Here is a 16,486-nt window from a genome sequence, read left to right as displayed (position 1 = left end):
CGCAGTCGGAAGCCGTGTGCAGCGCCCGGTTCACACAGACGGAAAGCCAGGCAAAGCCGCTATAAACCACAGTGCATTCCGCCAGGCAGTAGAAAATGCCCCACCACAGCGCGCCGGAGGGCGCCGTCAAAAGCAAAAACAAAAAAAGACAGGACAGCACCGCCTGCCCTGCCAGAATCCTTTTTATATTCAGGTCAATGCCTTCTGTTTTCCATGCTCCTTCCCTGATATCCCGTTTTTTCATTCTTCCTCCCATTTGTAACCAATTCCAAACACTGTTTTTATCCGCTCCGGTTTTCCCGGCTCCTTTTCAATTTTTTCCCGGAGCCGTCTGATATTCACCGCAAGCGCTTTGTCATCCACATAATTTTCCTGTGCATCCCAAACCCGGGCAAGCAGCATTTCCCGGGTGAGCACCCGCCTTCTGTTGTGCAGGAACACCTCTAAAAGACGCATTTCCGTCGGGGTGAGCGGGATGCTTTTTTCACCGATTTTCAACTCTTTCCCGTCAAAATCATAGCACAGATCGCCGTTGTAATAGAAACGGCCGTCCCGGCACAGGCTCCGGTTCAGCACGGCCTGTATCCTGCGCACAAGCAGCGGCACGGAAAAGGGCTTGGTAATATAATCATCCGCTCCGGCATCGAAGCCCGCAATCATATCGCCTTCCGTATTTCTTGCCGTCAGGAAAATCACAGGCACCGGGTTGCTTTCCCGCAGCCCGGGAAGGAATTCCCTGCTGTCCCCGTCCGGAAGGCTCACATCCAGCACCACCAGATCCGCCGGCTGCCCCAGCTGTTCCTTCATCCCGGCCAGACTGCCGGCGCCGCGTACCTGATGTCCTTCCCTGGCAAGGGCAAACATGATCCCTTCCCTCAATATCTCATCATCCTCTACCACAAGTATCCGGGCCATCTTTTCTCCTTACCTGCCTGTCCGCCGCTTCCTGGTTCCGCCATTTCCGCTTTGCACAGCCTGAGCAACCGCCTTTTATTCCGCTTCCCGCAGCCTTTCCACCACCGGCCTGCGTGTGAGGAAACGCGTCAGCAGCAACGCGACGGAAAAAGATACGCCGCACATTACCGCCAGGAGGATCCCGCAGCCTGCCGCAAAAATACCGGCGGAAAAACCGGAAAAGAACAATATCGCTTTCCCCAGCACCCGGCAGAAAAATACGCCCAGCGGTATGGCCGCCAGGACGCTGATGCCGCTGAGCAACAGCCCTTCCCGGCCTATCATGGAGCACATCTGCTTCTTTGTCATCCCCACGGACTGCATTGCCGCAAATTCCAGTTTTCTTGACAGCACGCCGGTCACCAGCGTGTTAACCACATTGCAGATCCCTATTATGCCAAACACCCCGGCAAGAAACAGGCCGATGAGAATCATGGACGCCTTCTCCTCTCTCTGTGCTTGCCTTTCCTCCACCCGGGATTCTATGGAAAGCTGGAAATTAAAGCTGTTTCGTACAATTTCCTCCAACTGTCCATATTCCTCCTGCGTCAGTTCCCGAAAGCCATTCGCCTGAATTATGGTAATCATATCCGCATACCCGGAATATATCTCCTGAAAAGCCCCGTCAGGGAATGTCAGAGCCGCCTTGGCTACAAGCCCCGTGGAAAACGGATTAATTCTTTCCACCACCGCAAGCACCTCCGCCTCACGCTCCACATATGCTCCTGTATCCGGATCCAGAATCGAAAGATGCAGCACCTGCCCCGCATGAATATTCCCGGCCGCCCTGCCGCTCTGATTCGTTCCCTGGTTATAAATCACATATTTGCCGGAGGCAAATTTCTCCGCATCCAGGCTCCCCTCCAGCACACGGATATTCTCTTCTTCCAGGTACAGCTGATCCGCAGGAAGTCCCCACAGATCAAGCAGGATATCCCCATTATCCGCCTGGTTCATCCATCCGGTTCCCATCTGTACACACCGGGCAAATTCTTCCTTTAACTCATCCGTCAGCCGAAGCTGTGCATATCCCGCTTCGCAGCCCCCCAGGATTCCCTCTTCATGCCTTCTCGCCTGATAGTATATGGCAGTCTCAGCAATAAAAGGAAGCTTTTCAATTTCCTCCACCATGGATTGTCTGATGGGCTGATAAGGTTCCTCATTATCCCACATCATGGCATCCTGACGTATTCTTACATCCGCGGTATGATAGCGATCCACCATATTTTCCACATTGTATCCCAATGTGAGGGTAAATACAACCAGGAAAATAATGCCGCTCAGCATAAAGGATACGGCTGACCAGACCTTTTTCTTCTTTTCATTCCGCTCCCGGTATCTGGCCGCCTCCACCGGAGAAATCCGCATGGCCAGGCGATAGGATTTTCTGCTGCTGATATATACCGTCAGGGCGGAGAAGAAAACAGCGGAAATAAAAAACAGAGGATTCAGCGAAGGTTTATAAAAAGCAGAATAATTTGTCCTTGCAAGTACGGCCGGAGATGCCGCAAGCCCAACCAGATAGCCCAGAACCAGCCCTGCCCCGATTCCTGCTGCCGACAGCCTCAATACCTGCCAGGTAAGCAGTGTACGGATCTGTTTTGCCGTTGTCCCTATTGTCTTAAGCATGCCAAAAAAGCGGATATCATTCACAATGGAGATATAAAAGATATTATAAATAAGAAGATACCCGCAAAACATCACCACAAACACGAACAGGAGCACTGCCACAAGATAAAGAATGGTAAAACCGTTATCCATCTTATACTCAACGCCTGATGCTTCCACCAAAGCGGCAATATCATACAGCTCTACTGCAATTGTATCCTTGAGCCGGCCGTCTTTGAATTTTACATAGACTGTTGCAGGTTCCTGCTCCATCTGAGGTACCTTTTGCTCCAGAAAAGCCTGCGAGGTATAGATTTCTTCATAAATAGAGGCCAGTCCCTCCAAAGGCGAGGTTACGATTCCTGAAACGGTCACCGGGATTTCTTTTTCCACCTGCTGCCCGTTTTCCCGTACCACAGGATGAAGCACCATCCGGTCTCCCGTATGGATATTGCCGCCCAGGCGCTGCACCATGGTATCCGAAATGGCTATTTCATCTGGTTTTTCAGGGAAACTTCCCTCCACCAGGCTCACCTTGTTCCTTGTATAAAATTCCTGCTGGGGAGCCAGAAGCGCCGTTTTAACTCCTGCCATCTCCCGGTTATGGATGCTTCCCACATTGCAGGGCCGCACATAGGCCGCCCACTCAACCTGAGGCATATCCCTGATTTCCTCATATTTTTCTACATCTGTAATAATACCGCCGTCAGCCAATGGCCCGGGGGTAAGGTCTGTTCCCAGGTTTATCGCATTATAAAAGCTGATTCCCGTCGTGCAAATCGTTGTAATCAGCAGCGTGGTCAGCGCAATTCCCAGAACAGCCGTCAGATTGCGCAGCCTGTGGGACTTCATGCTCTCTCTAGCTATCTCTCTTATCACTTCTTTGTTGGAGTTTTCAAACATCCTTATACCTCCCGCTTATCACAGGCCTGCCTGCTGCATGAATCAGTCGTTTAAAAGGAACCTTCAAGTCTGTTTCCTCCCACAATTTTTCCGTCTTCAATATGTATGATTCTGTCCGCCAGCTGGGCCACTGCTTCGTTATGAGTGATCATGACAATCGTCTGATGAAACTGTGTACTTGTCATTTTTAAAAGTCCCATGACCTCCGCGCTTGTGCGGGAGTCCAGGTTTCCGGTAGGCTCATCCGCCAAAATCAAAGCCGGCTTACTGGCCAAAGCCCGTGCAATGGCAACTCTCTGCTGCTGCCCGCCGGAGAGCTGGTTGGGAAACGCCTTCCTTTTTTCAGCAATTCCCAGCGAGGAAACTATGGAGGTGATATAATTTTCATCCACTTTGTTTCCGTCCAGGCGGATAGGGAGGGTAATATTCTTCTCCGTATTCAGCACGGATACCAGATTATAATTTTGAAAAATAAAGCCGATTTTTCTCCTGCGGAAAATCGTCAGTTCCTCATCCTTCATCCCCGTAATATCCTGTCCGTCAACGATCACTTTTCCTTCGTCCGCGTAATCCAGTCCCCCAATCAGGTTGAGCAGCGTGGTTTTTCCCGAACCGGAAGTTCCCACCACTGCCACAAATTCCCCTCTCTGTACGGAAAAACTGATATGATCCACCGCCTTAACCAGATTTTCTCCGCTTCCATAATATTTTACCAGGCCTTCCGCTCTTAATATTTCCATTTACTTTCTGTCCTTTCCCTCCATCTGGTGTCTTTACTGATGTTTGCCGCAGTCCGGAATTCATCTGAACTGTAAACTGTGATTAATATACCCTCTGAATCTGAATATATGTTTCATTAACACTCTAACATATATTTCTTACAATCCGGTAACAAAAGACAGAATGTGCGGTGGCCGGGAGCAGCAAAAAAGGCAGCCGGTCTGTATGGCTGCCTGAAATTATTTATTTGGACAATAGTCCTTTAAAATTAATGCAGCGATGCTTATATCAATAAATCTCGCTGTTCATTGATCACTTTTTCCAGTTCATCAAAATTGTTCACGGTAATGCCGGAATAAGCAACATTGTCCCGGTTAAATAATACGGGCAAAAATCCCATTTCCGCAGACGTCTCCAGATTTGCCACACTATTGTCTATAAAAATGCATTCCTGCGGCAGCTTTTCCATCCGTTCCAATGCTATCGTGAAAATCTTTTTTTCCGGCTTTCTGCATTTTACATCGCCGCTGACAATTTTACATTTAAAATATTTGTCTAATTTATAGTATTTTGTGATATAGGCGCTCCATTCAGATATGTCATTTGACAATAATACAAAATCACACCTGTCAGCATATTTTCCGGCAAAATTTACAAAGCCTTCATCTAATGTAAGGTAATTCTCAATATAATTTTTCATGTGATAGGAGGGATTTTCATACCCCAGCAAAGTCATAAATTCTTCTGATCCTATTTCACCATTTCCAGCTTTAGTAAACAACTGGTCTTCTTTCAATAATTTTATCAGCCTTCCATGCTCACATACATCAAAATGCCGGAAAGTATATGGAATAAAATTTCCTTTACTTTCCTTTAAAATTACACCATACATATCAAACACAATTGTTTTCAAACATAAAATCTCCTATTGTCCGATGATTTTTAATGCAATCTCTTTCGCTTTTTTACTGGAAACCTGCTCTCTATTATCCGTATCTTCCAAATAAACCGCAAAGTAAGTCCGTTTTTCCTCACTCTCAGAAAATCCTACAAACCACGCCTGTCCCTTCGTACCGGTTCCGGTTTTTCCATAGATTCCGCCGCCGTCCGCTGACATAATATTTTTTACTATCTTCACATGCTCCGGAGAAAAGCCTGTGCGGCCTTCAAAAATATCCGAAAGAACGCGCACCTGTCCATATGGAGATATTTTCAAAGAAGATGCAAGCCAGAAGCCGTTAAGCTCTTCTCCGGGATTTATTCCGCTGCCCGCCCACTCACTGATATTACAGTTTCCATAGTCCAGGGCTGTTAATTCTTCCTTTACCCGTTCCTGTCCCACCTGATCAATCACCTTTCGGAAATACCAGACACAGGAGGACTGAAACGCATCCTTCAGGGATAAATCCTGGTTCCATGCAGCATTTCCGTACTGCGTTCCATCGTAGCCCATCGTCGAGTTTTCATTCTCCAGCACATGATACTTCAGCCCCATAAGCGCAGACACGATCTTAAAGGTAGAACAGGGAGAGACTGCTGTCTCACATAAGGTTTTATTATAGAATCTGCATACCTGTTCCTGCGGGTCAAAAACTACCGCGCAGCCATTCAGGCCTCCAAACGCTTCACTGTAATCCACATTTTCCTGTGCTGCATTTTCCGGAGAAGCCTGATGCGGTTCTGCCGGAGGAGTATCGGTTTCTGTGATATTTGGCTGTTCGTCAATGGACTGCCCATCATACGGGTTTCGTACATCTTTTTCCGCAGCTGTGCTCCCTGTACTGATTTCAACCGCTTTTTTATCACCGCAGCCAGTGAATAAACCTGCACACAATACAACGGATAAAAATACGGCACATCTGTGGCTTCTCTTACTTTTTCCCCGCTTACTCATCCTTTATCACCTCTAATCCCGCAGCTAATCCAAAATTCCGGTTCTTTCCAGATAAAGCTTCACCTCTTCCAAATTTGCAAACCTGCCAAATAACATATTTTCCGTAGCCTCATCCGGCTGCCACAAATCGGGCACCATAACCGTTTTACATCCGGCCCCGCAGGCAGAAAGAATACCATTCCTTGAATCTTCCAGTGCAAAGCAATTTTCAGGTTCTTCCCGCAGCAGCTCGCAGGCTTTTATGTATATATCCGGCGCAGGCTTTGAGCGCTTCACCATCTCACCGCACACAATAACCTGGAAATAATCCCAAATTCCTGCCTTCCGTAAATGGTTTTCCACTTCCCAACCTGGTGATGATGAAGCAACCGCAAGCCTGCTGCCCTTATTCCTTAGATAATTCAGAAATATATACAGCCCTTCCTTTGCAGGCACACGGTTTGCTGCATAGTACTTCAGCAGGAATTCCCTGGTATGCCGCCTCATTCCCTCTTCATCATAGCTGTTGCCGAATTCATCCCCCCAAAGCTCTCTCGCTGCCGTAAATCCCATACCCTGAGTTTTCCGGAGCATATACCCTGCCTTTCCTATCCCGGTTTTTTCTCCCGCATAATCCCATGCCAGCGCAAAAACCTTACCTGTATCAAACATCAGTCCATCCATGTCAAATATGACCGCATTCATAAAATACTCCCTATCCCATTACATCTCCATGATTAAAAAAGAGGCTGATTTTCCTCGCTCCCTCAACCGCCCCTATATCCTCCACCGCCGGAATCGTGTTAGTATTATGGCTGTAAACCACAGGTAAAATATCATAGGCATTCATGTGGTGCAACAGTGTACATGCAGTTTCATACGGCTTTGTTACACTTCCGTCACCGCCTCCCACAATAATAACAGCACCTCTTTTTCCTTTTTGTATTGGCTTTATTTTACGAAAAAAAGAGGAACAGAAGTACGTCTGAAGCCTGCTCCCCAAATCCAGCAGTTTCCCCGTAATCTCAGAAAAGTATATAGGGGAGGCAATCAAAATATTATCGCACACCTGTATGTACTCATAAACCTCCTGCATCCCATCCTGTATGCTGCATCCATCGTGTTCCCAGCAAAACCTACAGTCTATACATGGCCCTATCCCATCCTCATATGCATTGACTAATTTATACTCCCCTTCAAGCCCCTCTAAAAATATATGGATCAGACTGACCGTATCTCCGTTTTTCCTCGGCGATCCATTCAATATCAATGTTTTCATTTTGCCCCTCCGGATACATAGATATCCCTGCCTCCAGCCATTCCAAGTGCCTCCTGAAAGGAGCGGGCCGTAAAACAGTTGTCCCCGTCAAAATTCCCTGTACAGAAAATCACAATCATTGTCCTCTTCATTCCTCACCCCATCCAGATAAACTTCCATCCTCTCCCTCTGCGTCCAAACATACTTCTCTGATTCCACAAACTCCAAAAATTCCCGGGCAGTTATCCACAAAAAAGAAATAGTTTCCCCCTCCTGCAGTACCACCGCCTTCTTGTCCCATCCGGTAATACACAAATATCCATAATAAAGCGTATCTTTGCTCCTGCAAAAATATATCTGCTCCAGCTCTCTGGCCTCAATTCCCGTTTCCTCCTTCAATTCCCGCACTGCCGCTTCATACGGCCCTTCTCCCTTCAGCGCGCTCCCTCCGGCGCCCGCTACGAATAATCCGGGAAACATTGCCTTATCCTCAGACCTCTGCATAAGAAGAAAACTACCGTCCTCATGTCTGACCACCACTTCACTGACCAGATGATAGCACCCTTCCGAGATTTCCTGCCCCCTTATCAGCTCTCCGCCGATTTTATTCCCCTGCCCGTCATAGGCATCCCACAATTCCATATTACTCCTGTCCACGCATTGCAGCATTAATGCATGCCATATCACCATGATTCCATTTCGTCATATGTTTCTATTCTAATCTCATCCTCTTCCAAAGTCACTTTCTTTTTCTGTTGTTTTTCCCAATCCTGGCATATAATCAACTCAGGGAGAATTCCCCGTAAAGAAATCATAACAACAGTTCAGACAGCTCTGAGCTGCTACGGCATCCGGCCATTAAAAAACGCTGCACAATGGACCGGATACCTGCCGTCACTGTATATTCTTATAGTCTGTGCAGAAAATGCGCAGACCTGCTGAACCGAAAGGAGACATCCCATGTCAAAAATATTCGGCATCCATTCCCGGCTCACAGAGCTTCCCGCTTTCCCGGAAGCCTCTGCGTCCGCACAAAACAATACGCCTGCCATAGAAATTCTTACGCCTGCGGAAGCCGCTTCAAACGCTTATCTGCAGGAGCATGGCTTTATGAATCTGAAATACCCCCAGGAAATCCATTTCTGCAAAGCGGAGGTGCATATGGACTTTTTATATGGCACCTTCGTCATTCCTCCCAAAGGGAAAAACACCCATGAGGCCTCCTTCCGCTATGCGATTTTTAAAGATCGCATCATATTCATTGATGACGGAGACTATGTCCTTCGTATCGTAGAAAAAATCCGCGATTCTATCACCCGGCCCAATCCCGGCATCGGCTTTTTCTTCGCAGATTTCCTGGATGCCTTGATTTCAGAGGATCTGCTCTGCCTGACCGATATTGAGAACCAGATTGCCCATCTGGAGGATGAAGTCCTGTCCGGCACTCTTGATAATTTCAATCACAAAATCATGAGCTGCCGCAGAAAAATCCTCATTTATTCCCACTATTATCTGCAGCTTTCCGACATCAGCAACGTACTGCAGCAGAATGATCACGGCTTCTTTAACCGCAGCGAACTGAATGCCTTCCGCCTTTTCAGCGAACGTGTGGGAAGGCTGCATGAGGAAGCGCTCATGCTCCGGGAGTATTCCACGCAAATCCGGGAGGTTTACCAGTCCCAGATCGACATCAGGCAAAATAAAATCATGAAAATCCTCACCGTCGTCACCACCATCTTTCTCCCCCTGACGCTCATTGCAGGCTGGTACGGCATGAATTTCAAATATATGCCTGAGCTGAATTGGAAATACGGCTATCTCACCGTATTCCTGCTCAGCCTTGCCATCGTCATCCTCTGCATCCGCCTCTGCCGGAAAAAACATTTTCTGTAAATTTTAATATGACATACCGCTGTCATATTTAATGTTATATAATGGCCTTAAAGACAGCAGCCCAAAGCGCCAGACTTACTCTGAAAAATTATTTTTGCACCGGCCGGAGGAAGGAATCATACAATGGAAATTATCACAATCACCGCGGACAATATTGACAGCGAGCACATCTGCTGCGCCGTTTCTGATAAAAAGGACAGTACAGGAGCCAATGCCAAAAAGTCCTGGATGAAGGACCGTTTTCAGGACGGCCTTGTATTCCGCCGCCTGGATGCGAGGGGAAAGGTTTTCATCGAATATATACCCGCGGAAAAAGCCTGGTATCCCATCCTAGCGGATGGCTACATGCATATCGACTGCTTCTGGGTATCCGGCCAGTTTAAGGGACAGGGGTATGCCAATCAGCTGCTTTCCCAATGTATTGAGGATGCCAGGTCGCAGGGGATGCATGGCCTCACCGTCCTTTCCTCCTCCAAAAAGAAGCCCTATTTATCTGATCCGGATTATCTGAAATACAAGGGCTTCCTTACTGCAGACACGGCCCATCCCTTTTTTGAACTCCTCTATCTTCCTTTTACGGACAATGCCCCCCTGCCCCGGTTTAAGGACTGCGCCAGAAAAGGAACCATCGAAGAAACCGGCATGGTGCTTTACTATACCGCCCAGTGCCCCTATACCTCCCAATATGTCCCTCTTATAGCCAAAGCCGCCCGCGCACGCGGACATGAACTCACGCTCCACCCCATAACGACAACAGAGCAGGCACAAAATGCGCCCGCTCCCTATACTACCTACAGCTTTTTTAACAACGGCCGGCTGGTTACCCATGAAATATTCTCTGAAAAAAAATTTGAAAAATTCCTGGACTCCCTGCCCGTGTAAGCACCCGCCAATCTCCGGCAGATACCATTTACTCCAACTATTTGTAAGCCTCCCGATTTTATTTTATCCACTGGTAAAAAATGCCTGCCGCTCCATCTGCCGGAGCCTTATCAACGCGGCAGGCATCTCTCCTGACTTTACTACAGCGTCCCCAGCATCTGCTCTGCATTCTCACCGGCCTTCACCTTGGTAAATGCCTGACGAATAATTCCCTCTTCATCAATCAGGTAGGTGGAGCGCACTACACCCATAACCTTTTTCCCGTACATATTTTTTTCCTGCCATACATCGTATGCCTGGATGACCTCCAGCTCCGGATCCGCCAGAAGCGCAAAAGGAAGATGATATTTCTCCGCAAATTTCTTATGAGACGCCACGCTGTCCTTGCTGACTCCCAGCACCACAGCCCCTTTCTCCTGAATCTGAGGATATCTGTCCCCGAAAGAGCAGGCCTGTGTGGTACAGCCCGGCGTATTGTCCTTGGGATAGAAATAAAGAATCACCTTTTTCCCACGGAAATCCTTAAGCGAAACCTCTTCTCCATCTTGATTTTTTAATGTAAATTCCGGTGCTTTTATTCCTGTTTCCAGCATAATCTGACCTCCTGTCAATTTCTGTAAATTAGTATTAACCGCCGGCTTTCTTTAATATAGAAAAGACACCAGCCTTTAAAATTAAGAATCTTACTGTCTCACGCAATATTTACAAAAAGCAGAACCGCCTCCCGGCAGATAACATGCTCACAACGCAATATCGTTTTATAAAAAGGTATTCTTCTGTCAGCCACCTGTCCCTTCTGTCTGCGCAATGCAGGGCGATACATGCTGCGGTCTACTTAACGACAGGCGGCCATTCACATATTTTCTCCCCGCCTGCCCAAAAGTATCCGGCAGCTTCTCAACTTCCCAAACTAACAGCTCCGTTTCATTCCTTCTGCACTCCGCAAATACCTTACCGTCCCTGTCAAAAAACGCCGTCGGTGCAGTCTGGAATGGACCTGCGTCATTCACAGCCAATACAGGCATCACGTTTTCCACAGCCCTTGTCCTCAGGTGTGCTTTTATGAGCTCATACCTGTCCGCATTTTCCGTCTCTGAAATATCACAGAAACAGACTACTCCCAAATCAGCCCCCTGCCTGTATAATTCCCGGAAATACTCCGGAAACCTTACTTCAAAACAAATACGGATGCCAATTCTTAAGCCATCGATATCATAGATTCCATCGCTGCCGCCTTCATAAAAATTCTCCCGGTCCCATCCCCAGAGTGCCCTTTTATCATAAGCCGGAAGTTCTCCTCCTCTCGGGGAAAATACCCTGACGGAATTAAATATCCTGCCGCCGCGCCGAACTGCACACCCCAACGCAATATACATACGATACTTCACCGCAAACATCTGCACCTGGGCACAGTATTTCTCCGCAGCCTCGAAATCAATACACTCCATACTGACTTCCAACGGCGGATATCCCGTCAATGCACATTCATAAAAAGCTAGGAACCGCACATCAGCCCCTGCCGCCTGCCGGATTCCCTCAGATATCTTTGCAAAATTATATTCCATGTCACCGCTTCCGGCAAACTGGAATGCCCCTATCTTCATTTTCCCCTGCCTTTCCGTCATAACCGAAGTCCTTTAATATCCTTCACCCTGGAAAGAATAATATTACAGCTCATATCCCGCACGCCGGGAAGACAGTGCATCGTCTGTTCCAGGAAGCTTTCCAGCTCTTCCTGGGAAGCCGCCACCGCATGAACATGCAGCCTGCTCCTCCCTGACACAAGATAAATCTGGGTCACCATCTCATTTTTTTCCAGAATATCAGTGACTGTCTTCAGACTGGAAGGCTCTGTCTCTATTTCAAAATAACAGGATACCGCGCCGCTCAGCTTCTGCGGATTAATTATCGTTGTATACTCTTCTATAATTCCTCTTTTCTCCAGAGCATCGATTCTGGACTTTACAGCCACACGGGACAGACCCACCAGTTCTCCCAAATCCGAATAGGAAATCCTGGCATTCCGTATCAGCGCCTCCACAATCTGCCTGTCCGTTTCATCCAATCCGCTCAAAAACATGCCGCCCTTTACCCCTTCCTACTGCCCATTACCTTTTGTCCCATTGCATAATGTTTTCTTTTATACCATTATAAAAATATTTTCTTCTATATCATTATAATAATGCTGCCTTTTATATCATTATAATAATTGACATGCCGCATGTAAAGTGTTATCTTTTACTTGCAAAATGTAAGTTTAAACTTTCAATATGTAATTACAAAAGGAGAATTCCCTTGGAGAAAAAACTTATTCACGGCCCCATCACCAAATCCATTCTGCTTTTTTCAGCTCCTATTATCCTGGGCAACCTGCTCCAGCAGCTTTATAATGTTGTGGACACTCTGATTGTCGGCCGTTTTCTTGGCGCGGATGCGCTTGCTGCCGTAGGCTCCTCTTTTACCCTGATGGTATTTCTGACCTCCGTTATCCTCGGGCTTTGCATGGGAAGCGGGATCAGCTTCTCCATACTGTATGGCGCCGGCAATACGCAGCGCCTTCATGCATGTTTTCTTCTTTCCTTCATTATGATCGGGCTGATTACTATTTTAATCAATCTTCCTGCCCTGCTCCTGCTGGATCCTATCATGACGCTCCTGCACATTCCTGTAAGCATACGCCCGGAAACCAGAAGCTACCTGCAGGTCATTTTATACGGACTTTTTTTTACTTTCCTGTACAATTATTTCTCATCGCTGCTTCGTGCTTTGGGGAATTCCCTTGTGCCGCTTCTTTTCCTTGCGCTTTCCGCGCTCATGAATATCGCGCTTGATTTACTTTTTGTGATTTCTTTTGGCATGGGAATTGCAGGAGCCGCATGGGCAACCATCATATCACAGGCATTTTCCGCCCTTCTATTGGCCGTTTATACCATACGCAGGCTCTCCCTGCACCGTATCCGGCCGAAAACCCTGCATTTTGATCGCCTGCTCTTAAAAGAACTTCTTCAGTATTCCCTCCTGACCAGCGTCCAGCAGTCTGTAATGAATTTTGGCATCCTTATGGTCCAGGGACTGGTCAACAGCTTCGGCGTCACGGTCATGGCCGCCTTTGCCGCCGCAGTTAAAATCGATTCCTTTGCCTACATGCCTGTTCAGGACTTCGGCAACGGTTTTTCCACCTTTATCGCCCAAAACCTGGGCGCCGGCAAAACTGACAGGATCCAAAAAGGTATCCGCTCCGCATTCCTGTGCTCCTTCCTGTTCTGCCTGTTTATCTCCGCCGTTGTCCTTCTGTTTGCAGAACGGCTCATGCTTATCTTTATACGCCCCGAAGAACTGGAAATCATAGCAATCGGCGCAGGCTACCTGCGTATCGAAGGCGCCTGCTATTTTGCCATTGGATTTCTCTTCCTGTTCTACGGCCTTTACAGAGGGCTTGGCCGGCCAGGAATTTCCGTTGTCCTCACCGTCATTTCCCTGGGAACCCGTGTTCTTCTTTCTTACATGCTCGCACCAATTCCGGCCTTCGGGACTTCCGCTATCTGGTGGTCCATCCCTATCGGCTGGTTCCTGGCGGATGCCGCGGGGGTGTTGTTTTTCTTCTTTAATAAGAAAAAGATTATAAAAATTCAATAATCATCTTCTAAGAAAAAGGCTGCTATCTGGACCTGAAACCATATTCTCTTTTCAGTCTTTCAAATATCTCAAAAGCCACCGGACAAACCTCAACAGCCTCCTATGTATAGACATAATAATCTTCATTCCGCCGCCAGGCGGCGGCACAAATAGTAATGAAAGGGCTACGTTTTGCATTTCAAAACGCTTATGCTGCTGGGCCGGACTACGCCCGGAAGCCATGAATCTGGTAGTAAAAAGAAATCTGTTTGGATTACACGTGCCGTAGTCTTCCTCAAACCTGCATTGGATTCGAATTTGTCCACCGTGAGCATGTCCTGCAAGTATCAAGGCGGCCTGTGAATTAACCTCCCCTGCAAAAAGTTAAAGTCTATGATATAACACCATCCTTTTACTAGGAGCTAATATTTTCCACAATCGACATGTCATGCAACCTTCTGGCAGGTCCATGTACTGACAGTACTGTAGTTGCCAGAATGACACCTATAATCAAGAACAATTCCAGCCACGGGATACTCCACGGAATTCCAAAAGTGCGTGTAATAAGGCTGGAATACAAAAACCAATGAAACCACAGTCCGAAAATACAGCCCAGAACAATACCCCCCACAGAATAGGAGGCAGATTCCGCAGCAATCATGCGTGTAAGCTGTTGATTGCTCATGCCGATAGCACGCATAACTCCATATTGGCGTGTACGCGCAGATACTCCCATTCTAATTGTATTCATAATATGGAAAACGGTAATAGCTACAATAATGGACAGGAATCCATATATCATTGCTGCAAATGCGTAATAAAGTCCTCGCTGTTGCTGCACCCTGCTCAAATTATCTGAAAAAGAGACACCTCCGTCAAAAAGTGATTCTACAACAGCTGCATCTTCTTCGTCAGCGCCAAAGTAAAACTGTATATCCAGAATAGTGTACCCCGTTGCTCCTGTCAGCCGGGTAAATGTTTCTTCAGAACAGATAATCGTTTCGATTCCATCCGCACGGGCCAGCGGGCTATCGGACAAAATACCACCGACAGTAACTTTTTTCTCCTTTCCGTTTATTGTCAAAAAGATGCTATCTCCAGGTTGTACCTCTGTATCACTACTGGCTACAAATAGAATTTGTCCGGGAGTATTCATCACAATTTCTATGGAACCGGAAGTTAACTGTTCCTTTGCCCAATGAAATTGATTTTCTTCATAGGATATTATATTACTGTTATAGGATGTTCCGTTTATTTCAATAGGAACGTCATAGGCGAACATTCGGCCAAATACACGACTGACACTGGAATTTTCAGCCACGGCATCCCTCCGGTCTGCGGGGATAGAGCAGGTGTTCGTTTTGCTGACAACAGAAATTTCAGCTGCCCATGCTTTCGGCATAAAAGCATTTTCTATAAAGGGAACCAGAGTACAGAACCCTAAAAAAAGCGTAATGCAGACGGCAAACGCACCGGTCATCAGAAAGAAACTTTTCCGCTTTGCTTTTGCATGATAAATCCCCAAGGCTGTCTCCACATGCCACCGATGAGTATTCGCCCCATGACGAAATGAGGTATTTTGCCGGGAATTGCCGGTGAATGCTTCCAATGGCGAAGCTTTGGCCGCCATTTTGGCCGGCGAACGGGCCGCAAGTAAAACGGTAATAAGCCCCAATACGCTACCGGCTCCAATACCCAACCAACTAATGCCGAAAACGGGCAGATAGCCGAACCATGCATTACTGAGCTGTCTCATAACCGCACACAGGCCCCAAACCACCACGATACTGAGGCCAGTGCCGATCGGTATGGCGGTAACGCACCATTGCAATGCCTCCCTGCGTACATAACGCAAAATCTGGCGTCGAGTAGCACCAAGGCAACGCATCAGACCAAAAAACTTGATTCTCTGACTGATATCACTGTTCAGACTACTGGAGATCATCATAATGCAGGTTCCCATCACTACGATTGAAAGCAACAATGCCATAGAATAAATTTCTGACACATTTGAACCCGGCACCTGTCCCAACATGCTAAGCAGTTCCATGTTTTGAACTACTTGTGTTTCAGATATTTTGTATTTCCGGATTATATCCGTGATGTTTGATAAAACATTACAAAACGGAGAGAAACGTACTGCGTATTGCCATTTCGCTGATAAATCAGATGAGTCAAAATCAGCCAAACCTTTGAGTGTCAATAATACAACATTTGTATTTTCCGTGGTCAGCGTGTCAGCGGCATTCTCATAAATACCGGAAATTGTCAGTTGTGACGGACTGCCATCAGGAGCATTTACTGTAATGGTATCACCTGTCACCAATCCTGCTGTCTGTGCCAATGTCACGGAAACTGCGGCTTCTTCGGCAGACTTTGGGCTATTTCCAGAAATGAAACTCCCCAAATATATATGAGAAAATATTGTTTCATCCATACCATAAAACGAAACAGGCTGCTCACAAAAAGAATATCCAGCTTCCGGGGGAATCGTTCCTTCCCAACCTGACAAACCTGTTTCAGGCCGTGCCGCAATATAATCAGATGTAATTTTGTCGATAGAAGTAAATTTACAATGCCAGTCTCCAGTCTGATGGCGTGTTTGTTCTGTCATACTTTGTATATCCATATCGGCCAACCCGAATATGACAGCGACCAGAAATACAGCCAAGATAATGCAGATACGGGTCATTCGGCTCTGTCTTCGGTGAACTTTTCCGGATATTGAAACTAACTCAAGATAGCTTTTCAATGAGATGGCACCCCCAATTCCTTCAACA

Annotated in this window: 16 protein-coding genes and 1 pseudogene; 4 read left to right on the top strand and 13 right to left on the bottom strand. The window is 47.0% G+C overall.

Features of this window, described 5'->3' with window-relative positions; translation table 11 throughout:
• The 9 genes from HMPREF1548_RS29775 to HMPREF1548_RS00980 all read right to left on the bottom strand — a co-directional run.
• The coding region (locus HMPREF1548_RS29775) for a hypothetical protein (RefSeq protein WP_021633773.1) at nt 1-244 on the bottom strand (244 nt) is incomplete at its 3' end.
• Entirely contained in the window at nt 241-915 is a 675-nt protein-coding gene (locus tag HMPREF1548_RS01015) for a response regulator transcription factor (RefSeq protein ID WP_021633772.1), read from the bottom strand. The genes HMPREF1548_RS29775 and HMPREF1548_RS01015, both read right to left, overlap by 4 nt.
• 75 nt (nt 916-990) lie before the next feature.
• Nucleotides 991-3,465, bottom strand: a complete 2,475-nt coding sequence (locus HMPREF1548_RS01010; protein ID WP_021633771.1) for an ABC transporter permease — start codon at nt 3,463-3,465, stop codon at nt 991-993.
• Nucleotides 3,466-3,515: 50 nt separating this feature from the next.
• Nucleotides 3,516-4,205 (bottom strand): ABC transporter ATP-binding protein, encoded by a 690-nt coding sequence (locus tag HMPREF1548_RS01005; protein WP_021633770.1) that lies wholly within the window; start codon nt 4,203-4,205, stop codon nt 3,516-3,518.
• 263 nt (nt 4,206-4,468) lie between these two features.
• A complete protein-coding gene (locus tag HMPREF1548_RS01000; protein WP_035320488.1) occupies nt 4,469-5,098 on the bottom strand; it encodes an HAD-IA family hydrolase in 630 nt (209 codons plus the stop codon).
• 12 nt (nt 5,099-5,110) lie between these two features.
• Nucleotides 5,111-6,079 (bottom strand): penicillin-binding transpeptidase domain-containing protein, encoded by a 969-nt coding sequence (locus tag HMPREF1548_RS00995; protein WP_021633768.1) that lies wholly within the window; start codon nt 6,077-6,079, stop codon nt 5,111-5,113.
• A 24-nt stretch (nt 6,080-6,103) separates the two neighbouring features.
• Entirely contained in the window at nt 6,104-6,763 is a 660-nt protein-coding gene (locus HMPREF1548_RS00990) for an HAD family hydrolase (protein WP_021633767.1), read from the bottom strand.
• Between the two features lie 10 nt (nt 6,764-6,773).
• The gene (locus tag HMPREF1548_RS00985; protein ID WP_021633766.1) at nt 6,774-7,337 is read right to left on the bottom strand and encodes a flavodoxin family protein; all 564 of its coding nucleotides are present in this window, start codon (nt 7,335-7,337) and stop codon (nt 6,774-6,776) included.
• 87 nt (nt 7,338-7,424) lie between these two features.
• On the bottom strand, nt 7,425-7,958 hold the full coding sequence (locus tag HMPREF1548_RS00980) for an NUDIX hydrolase (protein ID WP_051358286.1): 534 nt from the start codon (nt 7,956-7,958) through the stop codon (nt 7,425-7,427).
• A 318-nt stretch (nt 7,959-8,276) separates the two neighbouring features.
• On the opposite strand from HMPREF1548_RS00980, the gene HMPREF1548_RS00975 reads away from it, so the two are divergent.
• A complete protein-coding gene (locus HMPREF1548_RS00975; RefSeq protein WP_021633762.1) occupies nt 8,277-9,209 on the top strand; it encodes a magnesium transporter CorA family protein in 933 nt (310 codons plus the stop codon).
• 123 nt (nt 9,210-9,332) lie between these two features.
• Nucleotides 9,333-10,091: an N-acetyltransferase gene (locus HMPREF1548_RS00970; RefSeq protein ID WP_021633761.1), complete on the top strand. Its 759-nt coding sequence runs from the start codon at nt 9,333-9,335 to the stop codon at nt 10,089-10,091.
• A 140-nt stretch (nt 10,092-10,231) separates the two neighbouring features.
• Here the strand turns inward: HMPREF1548_RS00970 and bcp are convergent, their stop codons facing one another.
• The 3 genes from bcp to HMPREF1548_RS00955 form a co-directional block, all read right to left on the bottom strand.
• Complete coding sequence (gene bcp / locus HMPREF1548_RS00965; protein WP_021633760.1) at nt 10,232-10,684, bottom strand: thioredoxin-dependent thiol peroxidase; 453 nt, start codon at nt 10,682-10,684, stop codon at nt 10,232-10,234.
• Nucleotides 10,685-10,870: 186 nt separating this feature from the next.
• Nucleotides 10,871-11,695, bottom strand: a complete 825-nt coding sequence (locus tag HMPREF1548_RS00960) for a carbon-nitrogen hydrolase family protein (protein WP_198168595.1) — start codon at nt 11,693-11,695, stop codon at nt 10,871-10,873.
• Between the two features lie 17 nt (nt 11,696-11,712).
• A complete protein-coding gene (locus tag HMPREF1548_RS00955; RefSeq protein ID WP_021633758.1) occupies nt 11,713-12,171 on the bottom strand; it encodes an Lrp/AsnC family transcriptional regulator in 459 nt (152 codons plus the stop codon).
• A gap of 215 nt (nt 12,172-12,386) precedes the next feature.
• Between HMPREF1548_RS00955 and HMPREF1548_RS00950 the strand changes: the two genes are divergently transcribed.
• Together HMPREF1548_RS00950 and HMPREF1548_RS31015 are read left to right on the top strand one after the other, a co-directional pair.
• Entirely contained in the window at nt 12,387-13,727 is a 1,341-nt protein-coding gene (locus HMPREF1548_RS00950) for an MATE family efflux transporter (RefSeq protein WP_035320486.1), read from the top strand.
• Between the two features lie 169 nt (nt 13,728-13,896).
• A pseudogene (locus tag HMPREF1548_RS31015) lies at nt 13,897-14,015 on the top strand (transposase); the annotation flags it as partial.
• 106 nt (nt 14,016-14,121) lie between these two features.
• On the opposite strand, the gene HMPREF1548_RS00945 reads toward HMPREF1548_RS31015, so the two are convergent.
• Nucleotides 14,122-16,458, bottom strand: a complete 2,337-nt coding sequence (locus HMPREF1548_RS00945; RefSeq protein ID WP_035320485.1) for an ABC transporter permease — start codon at nt 16,456-16,458, stop codon at nt 14,122-14,124.
• Between the last annotated feature and the right edge of the window lie 28 nt (nt 16,459-16,486).

It is taken from the genome of Clostridium sp. KLE 1755, assembly GCF_000466465.2.
GTDB classification, from domain to species: domain Bacteria; phylum Bacillota; class Clostridia; order Lachnospirales; family Lachnospiraceae; genus Eisenbergiella; species Eisenbergiella porci.
This window is presented reverse-complemented; position numbering and strand designations above follow the sequence as displayed.

Bases quoted from the DNA above. Each gene is read 5' to 3' on its own strand.
- HMPREF1548_RS00985 (WP_021633766.1), bottom strand. From the start codon at position 7,337: ATGAAAACATTGATATTGAATGGATCGCCGAGGAAAAACGGAGATACG.
- HMPREF1548_RS01005 (WP_021633770.1), bottom strand. From the start codon at position 4,205: ATGGAAATATTAAGAGCGGAAGGCCTGGTAAAATATTATGGAAGCGGA.
- HMPREF1548_RS00990 (WP_021633767.1), bottom strand. From the start codon at position 6,763: ATGAATGCGGTCATATTTGACATGGATGGACTGATGTTTGATACAGGT.
- HMPREF1548_RS00970 (WP_021633761.1), top strand. From the start codon at position 9,333: ATGGAAATTATCACAATCACCGCGGACAATATTGACAGCGAGCACATC.
- HMPREF1548_RS00980 (WP_051358286.1), bottom strand. From the start codon at position 7,958: ATGGAATTGTGGGATGCCTATGACGGGCAGGGGAATAAAATCGGCGGA.
- HMPREF1548_RS00960 (WP_198168595.1), bottom strand. From the start codon at position 11,695: ATGAAGATAGGGGCATTCCAGTTTGCCGGAAGCGGTGACATGGAATAT.
- HMPREF1548_RS00995 (WP_021633768.1), bottom strand. From the start codon at position 6,079: ATGAGTAAGCGGGGAAAAAGTAAGAGAAGCCACAGATGTGCCGTATTT.
- bcp (WP_021633760.1), bottom strand. From the start codon at position 10,684: ATGCTGGAAACAGGAATAAAAGCACCGGAATTTACATTAAAAAATCAA.
- HMPREF1548_RS01010 (WP_021633771.1), bottom strand. From the start codon at position 3,465: ATGTTTGAAAACTCCAACAAAGAAGTGATAAGAGAGATAGCTAGAGAG.
- HMPREF1548_RS01015 (WP_021633772.1), bottom strand. From the start codon at position 915: ATGGCCCGGATACTTGTGGTAGAGGATGATGAGATATTGAGGGAAGGG.
- HMPREF1548_RS00975 (WP_021633762.1), top strand. From the start codon at position 8,277: ATGTCAAAAATATTCGGCATCCATTCCCGGCTCACAGAGCTTCCCGCT.
- HMPREF1548_RS00955 (WP_021633758.1), bottom strand. From the start codon at position 12,171: ATGTTTTTGAGCGGATTGGATGAAACGGACAGGCAGATTGTGGAGGCG.